Raw genomic sequence first — 19,104 nt, 5'->3', positions numbered from 1 at the left:
TGTCCTTTTGTGCGGCGCGCGGGTCAGGGCGCGCTGCGGTAAATGCCTTCGGGCAGGTTGAGTGCGGCTGCCAGATCGCGCAGCTGTTCCGGCGATAGCGTGATCTTGGCCACGGCATTGGTGTTGGGATCCCATTGCTCGAAGGTGATCTGGCTGTCGAATGCGTTGACGGTCACGTCTTCCTGAAGGGGTGTTGACCCTTCATCGACAAGTGTGATGATGGACGCGTCGAATTCGTGCTCTATCGTAAACATGGCGGCAGCCTATCCGATTGGATCGGCGGTGCAAAGCCGTCGCTCTGTCAGGGGCGCAATCCGACTGGCGCCCGCGCGGTGGTGTGATACCGTGCCGGGGGTCGAATGTGAAAGGAACAGATGAATGATGTTGCGTGCATTGATCGCGATGCTGGCCGCCGGTGTGCTGGCCGCGTGCGAAGTCACCACCGTATCGGGGCCGCAGGCCCCCACCAGCCCGACCGCGTCGCAATCAAAGCCGCAGCCGCGTGGATCGACACAGGCCGCCGCACGCAGCTTTGTGCAGGTTGTACGCACGGTTGAACCCGTGGCCGAACGCGAATGCCGCGCCCGCACGCAGAACGTCAATTGCGATTTCCGTATCGTGGTGGATGACCGGCCCAACCAGCCCGCCAATGCCTATCAGACGCTTGATCGTAACGGGCGGCCGATCATTGCCTTTACGCTGGGGCTGATTGCCGATGCGCGCAACGCGGATGAGCTGGCGTTTGTGCTGGGCCACGAGGCCGCCCACCACATCGCGGGCCACATCGCCCGCCAACAGCAAAACGCCGTGGCAGGGGCGGTGATCTTTGCCGGTCTGGCGACGCTGGGCGGAGGCAATGCCACCACTGTGCGGGATGCGCAACGTCTGGGCGCCACCGTGGGCGCGCGCAGCTATTCCAAGGATTTCGAGCTTGAGGCCGATGCGTTGGGCACGATCATCACGGCACGGGCAGGGTACAATCCGCTGCGGGGCGCTGAATTCTTCACCCGTATTCCCGATCCCGGCGATAAATTCTTGGGCACCCATCCGCCCAACAAGGCCCGTATCGAGACGGTGCGCCGCACGGCCGCCGGCCTTTGATCGGCCGGATGGCGCTGGCCCGATCAGGCCAGCGCCGGACGCCGGAACAGGCGCATCGATATGCCGATGATGGACATGGTGATCCAGAACAGCTGGATCAGCATTGCGGCGAGGTTGAAGTTGACCGTCAATCCGATCAGCACCAGCGTTGATGCCGTCAGGTTGAGGGTGAAATAGATCACCGAATTGCCCGAGATGATCTGCAAGGTGAGCATGGCGTAGGTCATCACGTATACGCAAAATCCCAACAATCCCAACGCCAGCGCAATCGTCGTGAAATCAAATGTAAAAATCATTGCAGGTATCCAAATGGGGGCCGCAAAAAGGGGCTGCGACCTGTGGTATCGATGTAAAAGACTGGTGTTCGTTAATGTCTTTGAACCTACCGTCACGCGCAATTTTCGAAAAGTGGGGTTTTCCTGACCATGCGTAAACTTGACCAGATCCTGACCGACCGGGGCAGCAAATACGCAGTGTCTGGAGCGCCCGCCACGGACCGTGCGCAAGTTGACGCGTTGGTTGGCGCGCTGCGCCGTGAAAAGCCCTATGCGAAGGCCACCCACAACACATGGGCCGTGGTTCTGTCGCAGGGTGGCGCGCTCAAGAATGATGACGGCGAGCAGGGCGCGGGCATGGTGATTGTGCGCATGCTCGAGCGGGCGCAATTATATGATCACGTCATTGTCGTCACGCGCTGGTACGGGGGCAAACATCTGGGCGGCGACCGGTTCCGCCATGTGCAGACATGTGTGCGCGCCTACCTCGACGCGTGTGACCTCAGCCCAGACTGATCGCGATGGCGGCGAAGAAACACACCGACGCCACCAGCACAAAACCGTGCCAGATGGCGTTCTGGAAGCGGAGCCGCTCGCGCGCATAGATCACGGTGCCAAAGGAGTAGATCAGCCCGCCGGCTACGATCAGTTCGATGGCGGTGCCCGACAGGGTCTGCCACATGGGCTTCACCAGCAGCACAGACAGCCATCCCATCAGCAGATAAAGCGCGAGCGAGCCGCGTGCGTGCGTGCTCCAGCCGCGCAATTTTGCCACCGCACCGATCAGGGCAAGCGCCCAGACCACGCCGAGGATACCGTAGGCAAAACCCGATCCGATCACCACGACCAGCGGCGTGTAAGTGCCTGCAATCTTGAAGTAAATCGCAGCATGGTCGATCCGGTTGAGCAAGGGGCGCGTCCGGTCGACCGGCGACAGATGATAAAGCGCCGATGCCCCGAAGGCGGCGATCATGCAGATGCCATAAACCGCAACGGCCATCGTGGTCAGCCATCCGTTCGCCATCATCATCAGAATGGCCGTCGCAGGCAGCGAGAAAAGAAGCCCCGCGACGTGAACGGCGCCGTCGGCGATGGTTTCAGGTTTCGAATGGGGATAGGCCATGCGCAAATCCTAGCAGCGCAGGACCGCTCAGGCTTGCATGACTTAACGTCATCCGCGCCGCTCGCGGCGTTTGTGCAGCCAGTACAACAGAGGCGCGGCAGCGTAATCATACACGACACAGGCAAGCTGGTAGATCACCGGCAGCGATACGATCCGCGCGAGCCACCGCATCTGCGGCAAATCGCGCCAGAGCACGACAAACGCAGGGATGCCGCCGTAGGTCTGGCCGTTCTTGCGCACATGGAACCGCCGTGCTGCGTCGTCGCGCGATATTCCCCAATCGGCAAGCACCTCCGGATCGGAAAGATCGTCGTACCGGATGGGCAGCGCTTGCCGCTCGGACATTTTCGCATATTGATCCACCTCCGAGCTACAGATCGGACAGGAGGCGTTATACAGAATTTCGGTTTTCTCGCTCATCCCCTAAACCTAGGTCGCGACCGTGGGGCTGACACCCCTCAGCGGGGCTTGTTGCTGTCGATCCACCGCGACATGAGCGCGCGGTCCCGGAAACATTCGCGCGGCACAGACGTGCGTTTCAAACGGGCAATCCGCTCGGCGAACCCGACCTGCCTCGACGATGGATAGGCGTCAAATGCACTCGGGCGCGGCTTGTGGGCATCGATCCAACTCGACAGACGGGCCCGATCCTTCTCGATACCTTCGGGCAGGGGGTCGTTTGTGCGCGCGGCCAGTGCCCGCGCATACGCCACCTGCTTCTCGGATGCCGGCGCGCGCACCGGCGCGGCAGAAAAAAGCCCGGGAAAACTTGGTTGAAAGGACATGCTGTTCCTCCGTTCTGCTTACCATAAGTAAATAGAACATTAAGGGAACATTTCAAGGGGAACGCCAGTGGGGTCGCGGGTCGCAAGAAATTCATCTTGCCCCTAAACTCAAATTCCGACCGCGCACCGGGCGGCATCATCAGAGTTCAGACCAATTGGCCCCACAAGTCATACGCGCCTGCCTCATCCACATCGACCTCGACCAGATCGCCCACCGACAGGCCCTCGAACCCTTCGTCGATAAACAGATTGCCGTCAATTTCGGGGGCGTCGGCCTTGGTGCGGCAGGTGGCGGCCTCCGCGTCGATCTCGTCCACGATGACCTGCATCCGCGTGCCGACCTTCGCCGCGAGCTTGGCTTCCGAAATCGCCTGCGCCTTTTGCATGAAGCGGTCCCAGCGGTCCTGTTTGACGTCGGCGGGTACATGATCGGGCAGGTCATTGGACCGCGCACCGGCTACGTTTTCGTACTGGAAACATCCCACCCGGTCGAGCTGTGCCTCGTCCATCCAGTCGAGCAGGGTCTGGAATTCCGCTTCCGTCTCGCCGGGATACCCCACAATGAAGGTCGAGCGCAGGGTGATGTCGGGACAGACCGCACGCCAGGCGGCAATCTCGTCGAGCGTGCGAGACGCAGCCGCCGGACGGGCCATGCGTTTGAGTGTATCGGGATGCGCGTGCTGGAACGGGATGTCGAGATACGGCAGCACCAGACCCTCGGCCATCAGCGGGATCAGCTGGCGCACGTGCGGATAGGGGTAGACATAGTGCAGCCGCACCCATGCCCCCAAAGACCCCAGATCGCGCGCCAGATCGGTGATGTGCGCGCGGTGCCCGCGGTCTTCCTTATGTTTGATGTCGACACCATAGGCCGACGTATCCTGACTGATGACCAGCAGTTCCTTGACGCCGCTTTCCACCAGCTTTTCAGCCTCGCGGATGACGGCATGGGCGGGGCGACTTTGAAGGCGGCCGCGCATGTCGGGGATGATGCAGAATTTGCACTTGTGGTTGCAGCCTTCGGATATCTTCAGATAGCTGAAATGCCGCGGGGTGAGCGATACGCCCGACGCCGGCAGCAGATCGATAAACGGATCGGGGCTGGGCGGCACGGCCGTGTGCACGGCATCGAGCACCTGCTCGTATTGGTGCGGTCCCGTCACTGCCAGCACCTTGGGGTGCGCGCCGGTGATATACTCGGGCTCCGCCCCCAGACAGCCGGTCACGATGACGCGGCCGTTTTCGGTCAGCGCCTCGCCAATGGCGTCGAGGCTTTCGGCCTTGGCGCTGTCGAGAAACCCGCAGGTGTTGACGATGACCGCGTCCGCGCCGCTGTAGTCGGGCGAAATGGCGTAGCCTTCGGCCCGCAGGCGCGTCAGGATGCGTTCGCTGTCGACCAGCGCCTTGGGGCAGCCGAGACTGACCATGCCGATGGTGGGCTGGCCGTCGCGCGGGGCATCCGAAATGCGCGCCCGGGGGGCGAGATCGGGTCGAAGATCGGGAGGATTTGTGCTCATGCGATGGCTATAGGCCACTGCCGCTGTCGGGGCAACACACGCGCCTAGATGTCGCGCACCGGCAATCCGGCCTTGATCCAGCCGGGACCGGCACCCGATCCCAACATGCCTTCGGGCACATCGATGATCCGCGTGAACCCTGCCGCGGTCAGTTTCGCTGTCAGCCCCCGCGAGCGCACGCCGCGTGCGCAGATGAGGGCGACAGGTGCGTCCATCCGGCCCGACACCCGTGACAGGAGCGTTTCGGTAAAGTCGTCGCGGCGCATATCGAGCGGCACTGCGCCTTCGCCAATGCCTGTGCGGCTCCATTCGTCGGGGCGGCGGATGTCTATCAGCGTGATGTCACCTGCCACGGCGGCGGCATGGGCGGCCTGCACGCTGAGCCCTTCATCGGTGCTGGCCCCGATATTGAACCATTGCCACGCGGCGACGGTCCCCGCGGCGACAAGCCCTAGCGCAAGAGCGCCCCGCCGGGTCAGAACCCTGCGGGGGCCTTCAGCCCCGGGAGAGGGTGATCCCGAGGCCACCGAATCAGCCTTGCGGCGCTTGCGACGACCACTGCGGGATCGCGCGATCGGAGGCAGGTTGTGGATCAAGGCTCGGCCAGTTGCCTTCCGAGGTCTCCAGATTGCCCGGAATGTCCTCTTCCCAGAAACCGACGACATTCTTGGTGATGTTCAAATACAGCTTGTCGTCCACGATCCGCCAAAGGGTCGGATTGCCGGGGACCTTGCCACCCTTGGCCACGCCGTAAGCGCAGTGGCCGTCGTATTGGGGGGCGTATTTTGCAGGATCGGCCAGAAACGTGTCGCGGTTCTCTTCGGATGAAAAGGCGAAGGTCGCGCCGTTGTACTCGGCTGTAATGGCCTTGTTGCCTTCGACGGGGGCGGGTTGCGATTGGCCGACCGGATTTTGCGGCAGCGAGAAATAGGCAACAACGTCATAGCCGGATGCGGCATAGCCGGTGTCGTCGATATACTGGTCACCGGCAAAGGCGGTGGTGGCCATACCGATGGCGGTGGCGGCGGCTGCGATGGTGAGGGCAAAGCGGTTCATGGGTGTCTCCTTGGGTGCGCAGGGCATCTCGCCCCGTCTGCGGTCAAGGTAGAAGGGTGCGGGCGAAGTTGCATCTCGCATTTGTGTGACCTCTCAGGCTTGTGAGAAGGATGTGAGTTTCGCACCCGCACGGGCCGTCTTTATTTCAGGATGGGGGGCGCGTCGGGGTCGCTGCCCGGCATGCGCGGGGTGTTTTGTAACGTTTCCATCTGTGGCAGGTCGAACCGCAGGCCGACCTTCATCAATTTCCCGACCACCGGATCCGTGTGGTTGAAAAAGCCCACGTCCATGGCCCCTGCTTCGATCCCCGAAAATGTCAGCGCCTCGGAGGCGGCACGCACCAGCGCGTCCTGCGCGCGGGGGATCGCGTCGATAAACGCCAGAAGATGCCCGCGGCCACCGCCTTTGTACGCAATACCCACAAGCCACGCGTTTGCCGCCATACCCGTGGCTGTCGCCAGTTTGGCATCAATGGCTTCGATCAGGTTTTCGGGCAGACCCTTCGGCGGCATAACGCTTTCGATATGCGCCTCCACTTCGCCCGCACGGTGGTCAAGCGTCTGGCGCAGCCATGTCACCGCTTCGGGCGGCAACAGGATCGACGAGCTTGCCACATCGAGATTGAGGGCGATGCCCAGCGGCTGGTCTTCGAGCATCGCCGCCACGTTGCGCCCCGAAAGCGCCACGTAGGCAGCCGCGTCGCCCGCGTAGGAGGCGAGCCGTTGCGCGCGATCGAAGGCCAGCAGGTAGCTCTGGTCGTCGTGCTCCAGTACGCGGGGCGATATCTGGTCGCCTTCGGGCTCTGCTTCGAGAAGCAGATACAATTCGGCGTCGGCCATGCGTTCGTAGAACCGCAGGCGCGCGGCATCGTTGCAGTCGTCGGCCATCATGGCCGCATGGGCTGTATCGAGCGGCGTATCGGTCATGCGAGTACCTTTGCAACGGCGGCGCGCAGGCGGGGCAGGACCTCCACCTCGAACCACGGATTTTTCTTGAGCCATCCTGTATTGCGCCACGACGGATGCGGCAAGGCAAAGACGCCGGGCCGATGGCTGTCCCACTCCCGAACCGCTTGGGTGACCGTCTTGAAATTGGGCAGGTGGTATTTCATCGCGTGGCCCCCGATCAGAACGGTCAGCCGGATATCGGGCACCGTGGCCAAGGCGCCCGCGCGCCATGTGCGCGCGCAGATCGGCGGTGGGGGCAGATCGCTGCCTTTGGCGTCGTAGCCGGGAAAGCAGAATGCCATCGGTATGATCGCCACCTTGGAGCGGTCATAGAACCGGTCTTCGTCCAGTCCCAACCAGTCGCGCAGGCGCACGCCAGAAGCGTCCCAAAAGGGGGTATTGGCCTTGTGAACCTTCATGCCGGGGGCTTGGCTTGCGATGAGCAGGCGGGCGCCGGGCTGAAACCACACAACGGGGTTGGGGCGGTGCCCGGTGGCCGTGGCGGCAAAGCGGTCGGCGCACAGGGTACAGCCACGCAGGTCGGATCGGATATCGGTCATCGCCCAGAGGTAAGCGGGCCGCACGCGTTGCCAAGGTGCACGGCGCAATTCACCGCCCGCGCGGGCGGGCATTCGGGGCGCCGACCGTCCTGTTTCCCCATAACTGGCAATGTACATTTGTTTCCGAAACGGACATAATGTGGCCAAGATCGGCGGCTAATAGACCGATGAACCTCCGACAGAGAGGTCCGATGTAAACGCAAAGCCGGAGCGGAGCAGGCGCGCGATGCTGGAATTTCGAGATGTATCCAAGTCCTTTTGGACGGGCACGCAGCATAAGGTCATTCTGGACCGGGTGTCTTTTCGCGTGGAACTGGGTCGCTCGATGGGAATCCTCGCGCCCAACGGCACCGGAAAGACAACGCTGATCAATATGATGGCGGGGCTCGAAAAGCCTGACGAGGGCGAGATTGTGCGCGATTGCAACATCTCTTTCCCGCTCGGCTTTATGGGCGGGGTCGTGTCGAAAGTATCGGCCATGGAAAACGCCCGCTATATCGCACGGCTCTACCGGCTCGATCCTGATTACGTCGAAAGTTTCTGTCGCTGGCTGTGCGGTCTTGGCGAATATTTCGATCAGCCGCTGGGGACCTATTCGTCGGGAATGCGGTCGCGGTTTTCCTTTGCGCTGATGCTGGCGCTGGATTTTGACATGTACCTGATCGACGAAGGCATGCCGGGCACCACGGATGTCGAATTCAATCGTAAAGCGGGCGAAATCCTGCAAGAACGGCTGCGGACCACCACGATCGTGATCGTGTCGCACCAGCCGCAAACCCTTGAAAAATTTGCGCGGTCGGCCGCCGTCCTGATGAACGGGCAACTGCACCAATTCGATAGCTTGGAAGAAGCGAAACAGCTCTATGACTACCAAACCCAAAGCTAGAAAGTTCCGGATCAAGCGCACGGCGGCCCCCGGCGATACTGCGTCGCCGCAGCCGCAGGCCGCCCCCACCGAAGATGCGGACCCGGTCGCCCTGCGCGCCCGGCAGGCGGCCGCACCGGCTGCGGCTGTGGCCCCCGACACGCCCGCGAAGGCAACACCCGCGCGGGCGGGCGAGGTTGCGTCGTCCGCACAGGTCGACACAGAGCAGGACATGGACGCAATCCGCCGCGAAGGTCTGACCGGTCGCCAGCTGCGCATGGCGCGGCGCGTGGCCCAAAAGCACGGGTTGCCCGCCACATCGGATTTCGATGCAGTGCGCCTGTTGCGGCAAAATGGCATCGATCCCTTCCAGCGGTCCAACATGCTCGAACTGGTCGTACCGCAGAACGCCGATGACGCAGAGGCCGTGCCGCAGGACGGCGAAAAGGGCCGCGTACAACTGCCCCAGACTGTACCCGCAGGCGGTGCCAATCTGCCGTCGACAGAAAAGCTCAACCCGATGGAACGCCGGATGCGCGAGATATCGGAAATCCAGCGCGACATTACCTTGCGACGCCGCAAGAAAATGGGCCTGCTCATGGTCCGGCTGGCGTTTTTCGTGCTGATCCCGACCTTTTTGGCGGGCTACTATTTCTACAAGATCGCCACGCCGATGTACGCGACCGAAAGCCAGTTTCTGATTATTCAGAACGAAGGCACGGGCGGTGCATCCGCGCTGGGCGGGCTGTTGCCCACGCAATTTGCGACCTCTGCCGACAGCATCGCGGTACAAAGCTATCTACAATCGAAAGACGCGATGTTGCGGCTGGACGAGGACGCCGGGTTCAAGTCCCATTTCACCGATGGTGACATCGATGCGATCCAGCGTCTGACCGAGGATCCAACAAACGAAGAGGCCTACAAGCTCTATAAGAAGAACATCAAGATCGGGTATGACCCGACCGAGGGTGTGATCCGGCTGGAGGTGATTGCGGCCGATCCCGATACCGCGAAGGTCTATTCCGAGCGGTTGATCGACTACGCCGAGGAGCGGGTCAACAATCTTAGCCAGGCCAAGCGCGAGGACGGGATGCGCGATGCGCAGCAGTCTTTCGACAAGGCATCCGAAAAGCGCCGCGAAGCGCAGCAGCGTCTCATCGAATTGCAGGTCGCCAATGGCGTGGATCCCGAGGCGGTCATTGCCGCGATCCGTGGCCAGATTACCAATCTCGAAACGCTCACCATTGAAAAGCAGCTCGAGCTCGCGGCCCTGATGGACAACGCCCGCCCCAACAGGGCCAAGGTGGAAGGCGCGCAGGGCGATGTGCGGCGGCTTGAGGCGCAGCTGGCGGCGTTGCGCCGCAAGATGACCGAGGCGACCGAGGGCGAGAATTCGCTCGCGCGGCAGGCGGTGACGCTGCAGCTGGCGCAGGCCGATCTGGTCAATGCGGACGCAAACCAGCAGTTGGCGCAAACCGGTCTGGATGCCGCACGGACGGAGGCCAGCCGCCAAGTGCGCTATCTCACCGTTGCGGTGCGCCCGGTGGCCAGCGAGGAGCCAAGCTATCCGCGCAAGTTCGAGAATACCATTCTGGCGTTTCTCGTCTTTGCGGGCATCTATCTGATGTTGTCGCTCACCGCGTCGATCCTGCGCGAACAGGTCACATCCTAGACCCGGAGAAAAGCCGCCGGTAACCGGCGGCTTTCCAAGTCAGTGTTCACGGCCTATTCGGCGGGGATGTTCTGCGGGCCGTTCAGCATCGCGCCCAGTCTGGCGCGTTCCTTCATGGCACTGCGCACAATCGCGGGCTCGCGCAGCGTGTAGGGGCTGTCGAGCCGCAGCGTGGCCGGGGCGCTACGCGGGATCGTCACACCTGACAGCGCAGAGAGCGGCACCGCGAGCACAAGGCTGGCCACGATCGGCACAAGCCAGAGCGATACCAGACCTGCCAGCAGCCCCGACAACAGCACCAGACCCAAGGCCGTTTCGACCCAATGGAACTTGGCAAGGGCCGTCCAACCGTGACGCCGCGCGTCGCGTGATTGCGGTGCCCACGCCTCGGGCGCGCCGGTGGCGGCCCGCATCACCGCCTTGGTCTGCTGGATCATCAGGATCGGGGCATAGGCAATGGAAAGCGCCACCTCGACCAGAAACGCGCCCAGAAACGCCGGTTTGCCGCCAAAGACGCGGGCCGCTTTGGGGGTGGCGGCAATGATCCCTGCACCGGCCATTTTGGGCGTCAGCAGAAGCGCGTACATGATGACGAGAAAGACGGCGCTGTCGATATGGCTCATGGCGGGGGGCCAATCGGGAAAGAGCGGATTGGCCTCGTTGAAGTACCGGATGACATTTGTCTCGGAATCCTTGCCCAGAAGCGCCCAGACCACCAGCAGGATGAACCACGCGGGCGACAGCAGATAGGCAACCGCCCCGTGGAACAGATGAAAGCGCGACACCGGATGCAGACCCGCCGTGCCCAGAAGCCGCAGGTGCTGCAGGTTGCCACGGCACCAGCGCCGATCGCGGATCACGTAGTCCACCAGCGTGGCGGGTGTTTCCTCGAAGCTGCCGGTAACACGCGGCAGGAACCGCACGCGCCAGCCCGCACGGCGCAGCAGGCCGGCTTCGACAAAATCGTGGCTGAGGATTAGCTCGTCCTTGCCACGGCGGCCCCGCAGGTGGGGCAGCATCGCGCATTCGGCAAAGGCGCGGGTGCGGATGATCGCATTATGGCCCCAGTAGTTTCCTTCGGAGCGCGCCCATTGCGCCAGCCCTTCGGCCAGCAACCACCCGTAGGCGATGTTGGAGAACTGCTGGATGCGGGCAAAGACCGTCTCGGCACCGATGAGCATCGGGAAGGTCTGGATCAATCCGGCTGTTTCGTCCTGTGCCATCTCGGAGGCGAGCCGTTCTATCGCGCGGCCCGTCATAAGGCTGTCGGCGTCGAGCACGACCATGGCTTCGTGCGCGGCGCCCCACCCCTTGATCCAATCGCTCAGATTGCCGACCTTCTTGTCGGTATTTTTTGTGCGGCGGCGGTAGTGCACGGTCATGTCGGCAGGGGCCGAGCGGCGCAAATCCTCGAACGCGCGTCTTTCCATCAAGGCGATGTCCTCGTCGCGCGTGTCGGACAGGATGAAAAGCGTGTACCGGTGTGCGCCCTTGCGGGCAGAGAGATCCGCCAGCATCGCGGCGGCATTGCCGAACACGTTCTGGGGCACTTCGTTGTAGATTGGCACCAAAAGGGCCACGTCGATGCCCTTACCGGCCGCCGAGAGGGGGGTATCGGTGCGCGTCCCCGCCAGCAGACCGGCTATCGCCACACCGACGGTGCTGACCGACAGGGTCACCCAGATGAAGGTCATGCCGATCATGCTCAGCAGCATCCATTCCAGCCCGGTCATCCCGTCACGGGCAAGCCAGCCGTACATGCCATAGATCAGAAAACCGGTTCCGATAAGCGCGGGCAAAAAGGTCGCGACACGCCACAGCAGATTACGGCCACCATCAGCGCCGGTGTCGCACTGCGCGGCAGGCTGGGCATCGAGGGCCTGCACCGATACCCGCAGCGGAGCGGCGGGGGGCATATCGGTAAGGGAAACCTTGGGGTCGTGGGTCATGCAAGGGTCCATCTGTAAAGCCACACTTCGCTGAGCGGTTTGCCCCCCAGCCGCAATTGCACACGGAATTCGGCATAGCGGGCATCTTCGGGCTGGAAGGTAAACGCCAGTCGGGGCCCGTTGGTTTCAGGATTGCGCTGCAGGATACCGGGCGTCGTCTTGCCGTGGCTGCCGCGGACCAGTATTTCGACATCTTCGAGATCGAACGGCATGGTCGGGCCGTCTTCGAAGTCGATGACCATGACCAGCCCGCCCTCCATCCGCGCGCCAATGGCGGTGTTGAGCACACGCAGCAGATCGCCGTCCCGCGGGGCCGGATCGGCCGCCCACGTCAGGTTATAGCGCATCTGGTGTTCCGATCCGGCCGCAATGGGCGTGGACGGGCGCCAGAAAGACACGATGTTGTCGTAGATTTCCAGATCAGCGGGAATTTCCACCAGCATCACGTGCCCCGCGCCCCAATCGCCGTGGGGCGTGATCCAGACCGAGGGGCGGTTGTGGTAGAGCGCTTCGAGATCGGCGAAATCGCTAAATTCCCGTTTGCGCTGCATCAGGCCGAAGCCTTTGGGGTTCTGATCGCCGAAATAGCTGACCTGCAGGGTGGTGTGATTGCTGAGCGGGCGCCAGATCTGTTCCCCGGCGCCGTTGTGGATCAGCAGGCCGTCGCTGTCGTGTACGGCGGGCCGGAAATCGGAGAAGCGGTCGCGCATCTTGGCATCGAACAGGAACATCGAGGTCAGCGGCGCGATGCCCACTTTGGTCAGATCGGTGCGCGCAAACAGCGTGGCATCGACCTCCATCGTCAATTCGGTCCCATGGGTGATGTCAAAACGAAACGCACCCGAGCAACTGGGACTGTCCATCAGGGCGTGGACCGTCACGGTGTCATCGCCTTGTGTCGGGGTTTCGACCCAGAAGGCGGTGAAGTCGGGAAACTCCTCGCCCTCGGGCTCACCGGTGCCGAGCGCGAGGCCGCGTGCCGACAGCCCGTAGGTTTCGCCGGTGCCGATCGCGCGGAAGTAGCTCGCGCCCTGAAAAACGGCGTATTCCGTCATCTTTCCGTTATCGAGCAGGTCCGCCCGAAGACGCAGGCCCGAATACCCCATGTGATCGTTCTGCGGCAGATCGGGGAAGGTGCCGCGCTGCTGGAAGACATCGAGATCGAAAATCAGGGGCGCGGCCTGACCGTCCGCGACGATGTTGATTTCGACCGCCCGCGGAAAATACAGCCCCGGGGCAAATACATCGAGCCGTTGGGGCACGTCAGTGCCGTTCCAGTAGGCGTTGCGCACGTCAAAGAACAGCTTGCGGTAATCGTCATAGCTGAGGTTCTGCCAGTCCTGCGGAATGGCGGGGCGGGGGACATAGTCGGTGGCTGCGAGCGCGCGGGCGCGGGTCAGCACCGTTTGCGCGTTGAAAGGGGCGGCGGCACCGGTGGTCAGCGGCGCATCCGACCGCGCGAATGCGGCACCGGGTGCCGCAGCAGACGCGGCCAGCGCGGCCAGTGATTGGAGAACCTCGCGGCGCAGCATCAGGTGGTCTTCCTTTTCCAAGGCTGGGATTTGAACCATCCCGCCCCATAGGCTGTTGCCACAAGCACCAGTGCGCCCGCCAGATTGACAAGCAGCGTTGTGCCGGTTTCACGCCCGATCATGTCCATCACGAAACCCATCACGCGCGCCGTGAACATCGACACGATGAAAACCGCGAGCGATTGCTGGCCGACCTTGAGGATGATCTGCACGATACGGTCCCAGATCCGAGCGCCGAGCGAGCTGCCCCGCGCCAGCAGGTTATCGCCCCGGTCGCCTGCGATGACCCAAGCCAGGTAGGCAAGGGCGAGGAAATGGACATAGCGCAGCAGGCCGAAGTCGCTTTTGTCGATCAGCGGTTTGAGCGCGACGCGCGCGTCGATGACCGAATTGCCGGTTTCGGTCACGAAAAACCAGTCCCGCGCGATGGCACGCACACCGATATTGCTCAGCGGGATGTTGGCGATGACAACGAAGGCGGCGATGGCGATCAGCACCTGGCTTACGGGCGGTTTGGGCAACCAGCCGCGCATGAAGGCAAAACCGGTAAAGAAAATCAGCTGCCAGCCGAAGGGGTTGAAGAACCACCGGCGGTCCGACCACGGTTCAGCGGGAAACGACAGATGCGCAGCACCCCAAAGCGATTCCTGCGCGCCCAGCCACACGATCCCCATAAACAGAAACACCAGACCGGTATGCACCCGCGCCAGCGCCATCACGATGGGCATCATGGCCAGCACGACCATATACATCGGCAGGATGTCGAAGTAGTTCGGCACGTAGCTGAGCGTGACCAGCCCGACCAGCGGGACCGCCGGATCGGCGAAGAATTTCCACAGGTTCAGGCTGCCGATATACTGCTTGTCGAAATTTCCGTAAAAATCGATGCCCGCAAGCAGGGCCGCGACGGCAATGAACAGGCCGATATGAGCCCAGTAGACCTGCCAGATCCGAAAGGCGACCCGCGAGGTGCCAAGCAGCCAGCCTGACCGCTGGAATGCGCCGCCGAAGGCGATGGCCGAGGCCATGCCGGAGCAGAAGACAAAAATCTCCGTCGCGTCGGAAAAGCCCCAGCGGGCGGGTATCCACGACGTCAGGAAATTGCCGGGAGTGTGGGCCATCAGGATGATGAACATCGCGATGCCGCGAAAGAAATCGAGCCGCAGGTCGCGCACGCGCGCCTTCGGGGTGGCCGCCGCAGAGGCGGAGGCGGCAGCGGACAACGGGGGCGTATCGGTGGCGGCGAGCGTCATGGGTATTGTGGATCTTCGTCTGTGTCAGGGAAAGCTTATTGGGCGGGAATACGGCGCGCGCGGTGAAGCTGATCGAACCGTGTCGTTGCGAAACGGTCGTAGTTGCCGCCGCGCAGGTTCAGCCGGTCTTTGAGGATAATCTCTGTTTCGTCGTAGCGGCCTGCTCGCAGACCGGCATCGATGGTGATCCGTTCAAAGACGTCGCGCTGGGCGTGGCTGCCGCCAATGGTCGGCATGGCGGGGCGCGCGGTGGCCAGCTGCTTGAACGCGGCATCGTAGCGTCCTTCGGAAAACGCGTTGAGCCCGCTCAATGCCGCAAGCCCGGGGTGTTCGACACGGTCGGGCATCTCGCCTTCGCGGCGGGCATCGCGGGCAAACCGGTCTGCCATCGCCACGCGGGCTTCCGGGCGGTCGTCGCCGGTCAGCGCCAGCAGATAGTGCAGGTCGGCAAAGACGAGACAGCCATCCTCAACACGGTTTTCCGACAGATCGGCCAGTTCCGCCCAGCGATTGCCGACGTCCATGCCCTCGAGCTCCAGACGGATCAGCAACGACGTGGCATTCGAGATGTCGCGGTAATCGTCGGTCTTGTCCGCGCGGATCTGCGCGTCGTACAGCCCCAGAGCGACGTCCATTTCGCCGCGGTCGAGGTGCAGCAGCGCCTTGTGCCACCAGACGTGGTAGCGGAAATTGTTCGATCCCTGCCACGCGGAGCGGTGATCGTTGATTAAGGTTATGCCGTCGCCGGGCCGGGCGGTCATGTCATAGACATGGGCCACCGCATGCAGACCCCAGGCATCGTCGTCCACGGTTTGCAGCCCCTCGAGACCGACAACTTCGGCGGCTTTGTATTCGCCGGTTTCCTCAAGGGTAAACGCATGGCAGCCCAGCAGGTAGCCGCGGCAGGCATGATCGGGTCCGTGCGCGTTCAATACCCGCTCGACCGACCGGCGCATGCCTGCGCTGTCGCCGATCATGAAACGGATGCCGTGGCTCAGTTTGGCGGACAACGTGTCGTGGGGCAGGGCGCGCAGCACCGTTTCAACGCGCGCGATGGCGGCTGTCGGTTTGCCCTGGAGCCAAAGATCGAGCGCGTCGACCCAACCGTTTTCCCGCGAGGTGATCGTCTGGCCTGCCGCGCATTTACGTGCCTGCGCCAGTGCCTCGTGCGCCGCAGGCAGAACTTCGGCCCGGCCGGTCATCAGGCAGAACAATCCGCGCGCCGCATGGCCCATCGCAAACTCCGGCTCTGCCTCCATCAGGCGGCCGAGGTGCACAGGGGTTTGGGTGCCATGAGACAGAAGACCGAGGATCACGCCGTTCCAGTCATCCACACTTGCGCGGTCCGACAGCGTTACGGGGCAGGAACAGATATCATATACGGTCACAGGGCATACACCTTTTCTAAGGACGTGCGAGACGCCAGCCGCGCCTAACTTTTGTAATTGCTACCAGATAGAAAGGGCGCAAAGCACGTCATTGCGCGCTGTCACACGTCAACGTGAACCCGTCTAGTTGTTTCGTGAGCAGATGTGACGGTCTGCAGCCTATTGGCAAGTATTTGCGCAATAATTCGCCCATGAGGGGCACTTTGCGGCGGTCTTATGCGGGGTCTGTGTCTTTTGCCAAACCCCATATTTCAAGAACCTCTTGCGTGTCCTGACCAAAGCGGGGAGGCGGGCGCTGATATTTGACCGGTGTCGCCGAAAACTTGAGCGGATTGCCAAGAACGCTGACGCTGCCCGGGGCGGTCCCGGGGGCGGGGATCGTCTGCACCGCGCCGCGGGCCTGCGCCTGATCCGAACCCAGCGCTTCGGAAACGGTATTGATCGGGCCGGCGGGCACCTTGACCGCGTGCAGGGCGGCGATGATGCCATCCTTTGTCCACTGGCGCAGTGCGGGGCGGATCTGTTGCATCAGGGCGTCGCGGTTTTCGATGCGGGCCACATTGGTGACAAAGCGCGTATCTGACGCCAACTCGGGCAGGCCGATGACATCCGCAAACCGCGCAAACTGGGCGTCATTGCCCACCGCAAGCAGGAAATGACCGTCGGACACTTCGAAAGCGTCGTAGGGGACGATGTTGGGATGCGCATTGCCGCGCCGTTCGGGTGCAGTGCCCGAGACCAGATAATTCAGCCCCTCGTTGATGAGCCACGCCATCTGCGCGTCAACCAGCGCCAGATCGATATGCTGGCCCTCGCCGGTCTTGTCGCGGTGGCGTAGTGCAGTCAGTACGCCGATGGTGGCGTACATCCCGCACATTACATCCGCGATGCCGACGCCCACTTTCGTGGGCATGCCGTCCGGATCGCCGGTCAGCGACATGATCCCGCCATAGCCCTGTGCCATAAGGTCATAGCCCGGCTGGCTGCTGTTGGGGCCGGTTTGTCCGAACCCGGAGATAGAGCAATAGATCAAGGATGGGTGGCGGGCACGCAATGTGTCATGGTCCAGACCGTATTTCCGCAGGCCACCGGGTTTGTAATTCTCGATAACGATATCGGCGCGGGCGGCGAGCCGCTGAACAAGTGTCTGGCCTTCCTCGGTAGAGATATCCACCGCAACAGAGCGTTTGTTGCGATTGGCCGCCATGAAATAGGCAGACAGATCGGTCTTGTCGCCCTGCGCATCCTTGACGAAATTCGGACCCCACCCGCGGGTATCGTCCCCCCCTGTAGCGGGGTTTTCGATCTTGATTACGGTGGCACCGAAATCGCCCAGAAGCTGTGTCGCCGTTGGGCCCGCCAGAATGCGCGTCAGGTCGAGCACGAAGAGCCCGTCAAGTGCACCGGGCGTTTGCGTGGCTTCAGATGCGTCCGTCATAAGCGCCCCGGTCAATTTCGCATGCGATTACGGTGAAGGTGTCGGCGGATTGCGCGGTGTCGAGTGCTGCTTCCAGATCGGCACGGCTGCGCACGGTGTGTCCTGCGCCCCCCAGCGCCCGGCCGAGCGCGGCAAAATCGTGATGCCCGAAATCGACGCCGGCGTTGTGCAACTGGCGTCCGCGCTGTTTAAGCTCGATGAGGGCGAGTGACGCGTCCACGAACACGATGAAGATCGGTTTGATCCCGAGTTCCGCTGCGGTGGACAGCTCGCCCGCGATCATCAGGAAACCCGCATCACCCGAGAAGGAAACGACCGTGCGGTCCGGGCTGACGAGGGCCGCGCCCATCGCCAGCGGCAACGCACAGCCCATCGTGCACAGCGCAGAGGATTGCAGCAGGCCGCGCGGGTGCGGGCATGTCCACATCTGGCTCAACAAGATGCGGTGCGCACCACTGTCCGCGGTCGCAACCGTGTCGTCGGGCAAAAGGCGGCGACAGGTGTCGATCACGGCGGCGGGGCCCCAGTCTTCGTCAGTCGGGAATGCAGCGGCGAGCGCCTCTTTTGCCTGCGCGATTTCGCCACCGGGCCACGTCTCGGGCTGCGCAGTTCCGTCGCTGATGGCGGCCAGTGTGGCGGCGCAGTCGGCGACAATGTTCAGCCCGGCCTGATGCATGTAATGGTGGTTCGGCGCGGCGGTGATGTCGATCACACGTGTGCGCCGCGGATCCCAGATGTCGCGCCAGCCGGGGCGCATTTCGATGGGGTCGTACCCGACGCAGATCACCAGATCAGCCTGTTGCACAAGGGGAACAAGCGTCTGGTCGGCAAGCGGCGACAGGCCTGCACCGCCAAGGCTGAGGGCGTGGCGTTCGTCCAGCAGGCCCTTTCCCTTGTAACTGGTGATGACCGGAATGTTGCGGTCTGTCGCAAACGCGCTGAGCGCTGGTCCGGCGTTTTCGTTCACCGCATCGACACCTGCGATGATGAGGGGCCGGACAGATCGGGCCAGCCAGTCGCGCGCAGTTTCAAGCGCCTCGCCCGCAGGCGCGGTCGGAGCGGCGGGGGCGCGGGGGGCAGGGGCCGTCGCCGCGATGCGCGTATCCGCGGTCGAGATCGGAACATCGATATGGACCGGACCGGGCCGCCCTTCGAGCGCGATACCAACGGCCTTGTCGGCCACGACATGGGCCGCATCGGCGCTGAGCCGGAAACTCGCCTTGGTGATGGGGCGCATGACCTGTTGCTGATCAAGAATCTGGTGGGTGTACGTCTCGGCCTCGGCCAGATCGACACAGCCCGCCAGCACAATCAGCGGCACACGGTCCTGATGCGCATTGGCAACCGAATTGATTCCGTTGAGAACCCCGGGCCCGAGTGTGGCGACCAGAACGCCGGGTGCGCCGGTCTGGTGCCAGGCCGCTTCGGCCATGAAACCCGCGGCATTTTCGTGTTTGCACAGCACAAAGGTAATGCCCGCCGCTTCAAGCGCGTCGACGATCGTCAGCACCTCGCCGCCCGGCATCCCGAACGCGTGACGGCATCCTGCATCGTACAGGCGGCGGGCCAGCGCATCTGCGGCGCGGATGGAGGTGGCTGCGGTCATGTCGGCATCCTGTATCACGAAAGAACAAGACCGCAGA

20 protein-coding genes are annotated in these 19,104 nt (G+C 62.8%); 4 read left to right on the top strand and 16 right to left on the bottom strand.

The annotated features are described in order from the left end of the window. Positions 1 to 23: 23 nt before the first annotated feature. Complete coding sequence (locus tag K3756_RS13335) at positions 24 to 254, bottom strand: hypothetical protein (protein WP_259988148.1); 231 nt, start codon at positions 252 to 254, stop codon at positions 24 to 26. A 127-nt stretch (positions 255 to 381) separates the two neighbouring features. Here K3756_RS13335 and K3756_RS13330 point away from each other — a divergent pair, with 127 nt between their 5' ends. Next, complete coding sequence (locus K3756_RS13330; RefSeq protein ID WP_259993563.1) at positions 382 to 1,101, top strand: M48 family metallopeptidase; 720 nt, start codon at positions 382 to 384, stop codon at positions 1,099 to 1,101. 23 nt (positions 1,102 to 1,124) lie between these two features. On the opposite strand, the gene K3756_RS13325 is transcribed toward K3756_RS13330, so the two are convergent. After that, the gene (locus K3756_RS13325) at positions 1,125 to 1,397 is read right to left on the bottom strand and encodes a CBU_0592 family membrane protein (protein ID WP_259988146.1); all 273 of its coding nucleotides are present in this window, start codon (positions 1,395 to 1,397) and stop codon (positions 1,125 to 1,127) included. Positions 1,398 to 1,526: 129 nt separating this feature from the next. Between K3756_RS13325 and K3756_RS13320 the strand changes: the two genes are divergently transcribed. Further along, positions 1,527 to 1,892 carry a YigZ family protein gene (locus K3756_RS13320; RefSeq protein WP_259988144.1) on the top strand — a complete coding sequence of 122 codons (366 nt, stop codon included), beginning with the start codon at positions 1,527 to 1,529 and terminating at the stop codon, positions 1,890 to 1,892. Here K3756_RS13320 and trhA read toward each other — a convergent pair. The 8 genes from trhA to K3756_RS13280 form a co-directional block, all read right to left on the bottom strand. After that, the gene (gene trhA / locus K3756_RS13315) at positions 1,879 to 2,499 is read right to left on the bottom strand and encodes a PAQR family membrane homeostasis protein TrhA (RefSeq protein WP_259988142.1); all 621 of its coding nucleotides are present in this window, start codon (positions 2,497 to 2,499) and stop codon (positions 1,879 to 1,881) included. The genes K3756_RS13320 and trhA overlap by 14 nt on opposite strands. 48 nt (positions 2,500 to 2,547) lie before the next feature. Continuing rightward, positions 2,548 to 2,919 carry a thiol-disulfide oxidoreductase DCC family protein gene (locus K3756_RS13310; protein WP_259988141.1) on the bottom strand — a complete coding sequence of 124 codons (372 nt, stop codon included), beginning with the start codon at positions 2,917 to 2,919 and terminating at the stop codon, positions 2,548 to 2,550. Positions 2,920 to 2,957: 38 nt separating this feature from the next. After that, positions 2,958 to 3,284 carry a hypothetical protein gene (locus tag K3756_RS13305; RefSeq protein WP_259988139.1) on the bottom strand — a complete coding sequence of 109 codons (327 nt, stop codon included), beginning with the start codon at positions 3,282 to 3,284 and terminating at the stop codon, positions 2,958 to 2,960. A 146-nt stretch (positions 3,285 to 3,430) separates the two neighbouring features. Then, positions 3,431 to 4,801 carry a 30S ribosomal protein S12 methylthiotransferase RimO gene (gene rimO, locus K3756_RS13300; protein WP_259988137.1) on the bottom strand — a complete coding sequence of 457 codons (1,371 nt, stop codon included), beginning with the start codon at positions 4,799 to 4,801 and terminating at the stop codon, positions 3,431 to 3,433. A 44-nt stretch (positions 4,802 to 4,845) separates the two neighbouring features. Next, positions 4,846 to 5,328, bottom strand: a complete 483-nt coding sequence (locus K3756_RS13295; RefSeq protein WP_259988135.1) for a rhodanese-like domain-containing protein — start codon at positions 5,326 to 5,328, stop codon at positions 4,846 to 4,848. 4 nt (positions 5,329 to 5,332) lie between these two features. Next, a complete protein-coding gene (locus K3756_RS13290; RefSeq protein WP_259988133.1) occupies positions 5,333 to 5,857 on the bottom strand; it encodes a YHS domain-containing (seleno)protein in 525 nt (174 codons plus the stop codon). A gap of 140 nt (positions 5,858 to 5,997) precedes the next feature. Beyond that, on the bottom strand, positions 5,998 to 6,783 hold the full coding sequence (locus K3756_RS13285) for an SseB family protein (RefSeq protein ID WP_259988131.1): 786 nt from the start codon (positions 6,781 to 6,783) through the stop codon (positions 5,998 to 6,000). Beyond that, positions 6,780 to 7,364: a uracil-DNA glycosylase family protein gene (locus tag K3756_RS13280; protein WP_259993561.1), complete on the bottom strand. Its 585-nt coding sequence runs from the start codon at positions 7,362 to 7,364 to the stop codon at positions 6,780 to 6,782. The genes K3756_RS13285 and K3756_RS13280 overlap by 4 nt, the downstream gene beginning before the upstream one ends. A gap of 226 nt (positions 7,365 to 7,590) precedes the next feature. On the opposite strand from K3756_RS13280, the gene K3756_RS13275 reads away from it, so the two are divergent. Then, positions 7,591 to 8,250: an ABC transporter ATP-binding protein gene (locus K3756_RS13275; RefSeq protein ID WP_259988129.1), complete on the top strand. Its 660-nt coding sequence runs from the start codon at positions 7,591 to 7,593 to the stop codon at positions 8,248 to 8,250. After that, positions 8,228 to 9,901: a capsule biosynthesis protein gene (locus K3756_RS13270; protein ID WP_259988127.1), complete on the top strand. Its 1,674-nt coding sequence runs from the start codon at positions 8,228 to 8,230 to the stop codon at positions 9,899 to 9,901. The genes K3756_RS13275 and K3756_RS13270 overlap by 23 nt, the downstream gene beginning before the upstream one ends. Positions 9,902 to 9,954: 53 nt before the next feature. Here K3756_RS13270 and mdoH read toward each other — a convergent pair whose 3' ends face one another. The 6 genes from mdoH to K3756_RS13240 all read right to left on the bottom strand — a co-directional run bounded on the left by mdoH (position 9,955) and on the right by K3756_RS13240 (position 19,067). Next, on the bottom strand, positions 9,955 to 11,850 hold the full coding sequence (mdoH, locus tag K3756_RS13265) for a glucans biosynthesis glucosyltransferase MdoH (protein WP_259988125.1): 1,896 nt from the start codon (positions 11,848 to 11,850) through the stop codon (positions 9,955 to 9,957). Beyond that, entirely contained in the window at positions 11,847 to 13,382 is a 1,536-nt protein-coding gene (locus K3756_RS13260; protein WP_409202443.1) for a glucan biosynthesis protein, read from the bottom strand. Before K3756_RS13260 ends, mdoH begins: the two co-directional genes overlap by 4 nt. Next, positions 13,382 to 14,635 (bottom strand): OpgC family protein, encoded by a 1,254-nt coding sequence (locus K3756_RS13255; RefSeq protein WP_259988121.1) that lies wholly within the window; start codon positions 14,633 to 14,635, stop codon positions 13,382 to 13,384. The genes K3756_RS13260 and K3756_RS13255 overlap by 1 nt, the downstream gene beginning before the upstream one ends. Before the next feature lie 35 nt (positions 14,636 to 14,670). Next, positions 14,671 to 16,023, bottom strand: a complete 1,353-nt coding sequence (locus tag K3756_RS13250) for a tetratricopeptide repeat protein (protein WP_259988119.1) — start codon at positions 16,021 to 16,023, stop codon at positions 14,671 to 14,673. Positions 16,024 to 16,237: 214 nt separating this feature from the next. Continuing rightward, positions 16,238 to 17,461, bottom strand: coding sequence for a CaiB/BaiF CoA-transferase family protein (locus K3756_RS13245; protein ID WP_259988117.1), 1,224 nt, complete (start codon positions 17,459 to 17,461; stop codon positions 16,238 to 16,240). Then, positions 17,445 to 19,067, bottom strand: coding sequence for a thiamine pyrophosphate-binding protein (locus K3756_RS13240; RefSeq protein WP_259988115.1), 1,623 nt, complete (start codon positions 19,065 to 19,067; stop codon positions 17,445 to 17,447). The genes K3756_RS13245 and K3756_RS13240 overlap by 17 nt, the downstream gene beginning before the upstream one ends. Positions 19,068 to 19,104: the final 37 nt, after the last annotated feature.

Origin of the sequence: Sulfitobacter sp. S190 (genome assembly GCF_025141935.1) — a bacterium.
GTDB lineage: Bacteria > Pseudomonadota > Alphaproteobacteria > Rhodobacterales > Rhodobacteraceae > Sulfitobacter.
The sequence above is the reverse complement of the archived record's forward strand: the minus strand, read 5'-3'. Positions and strand labels throughout refer to the sequence as shown.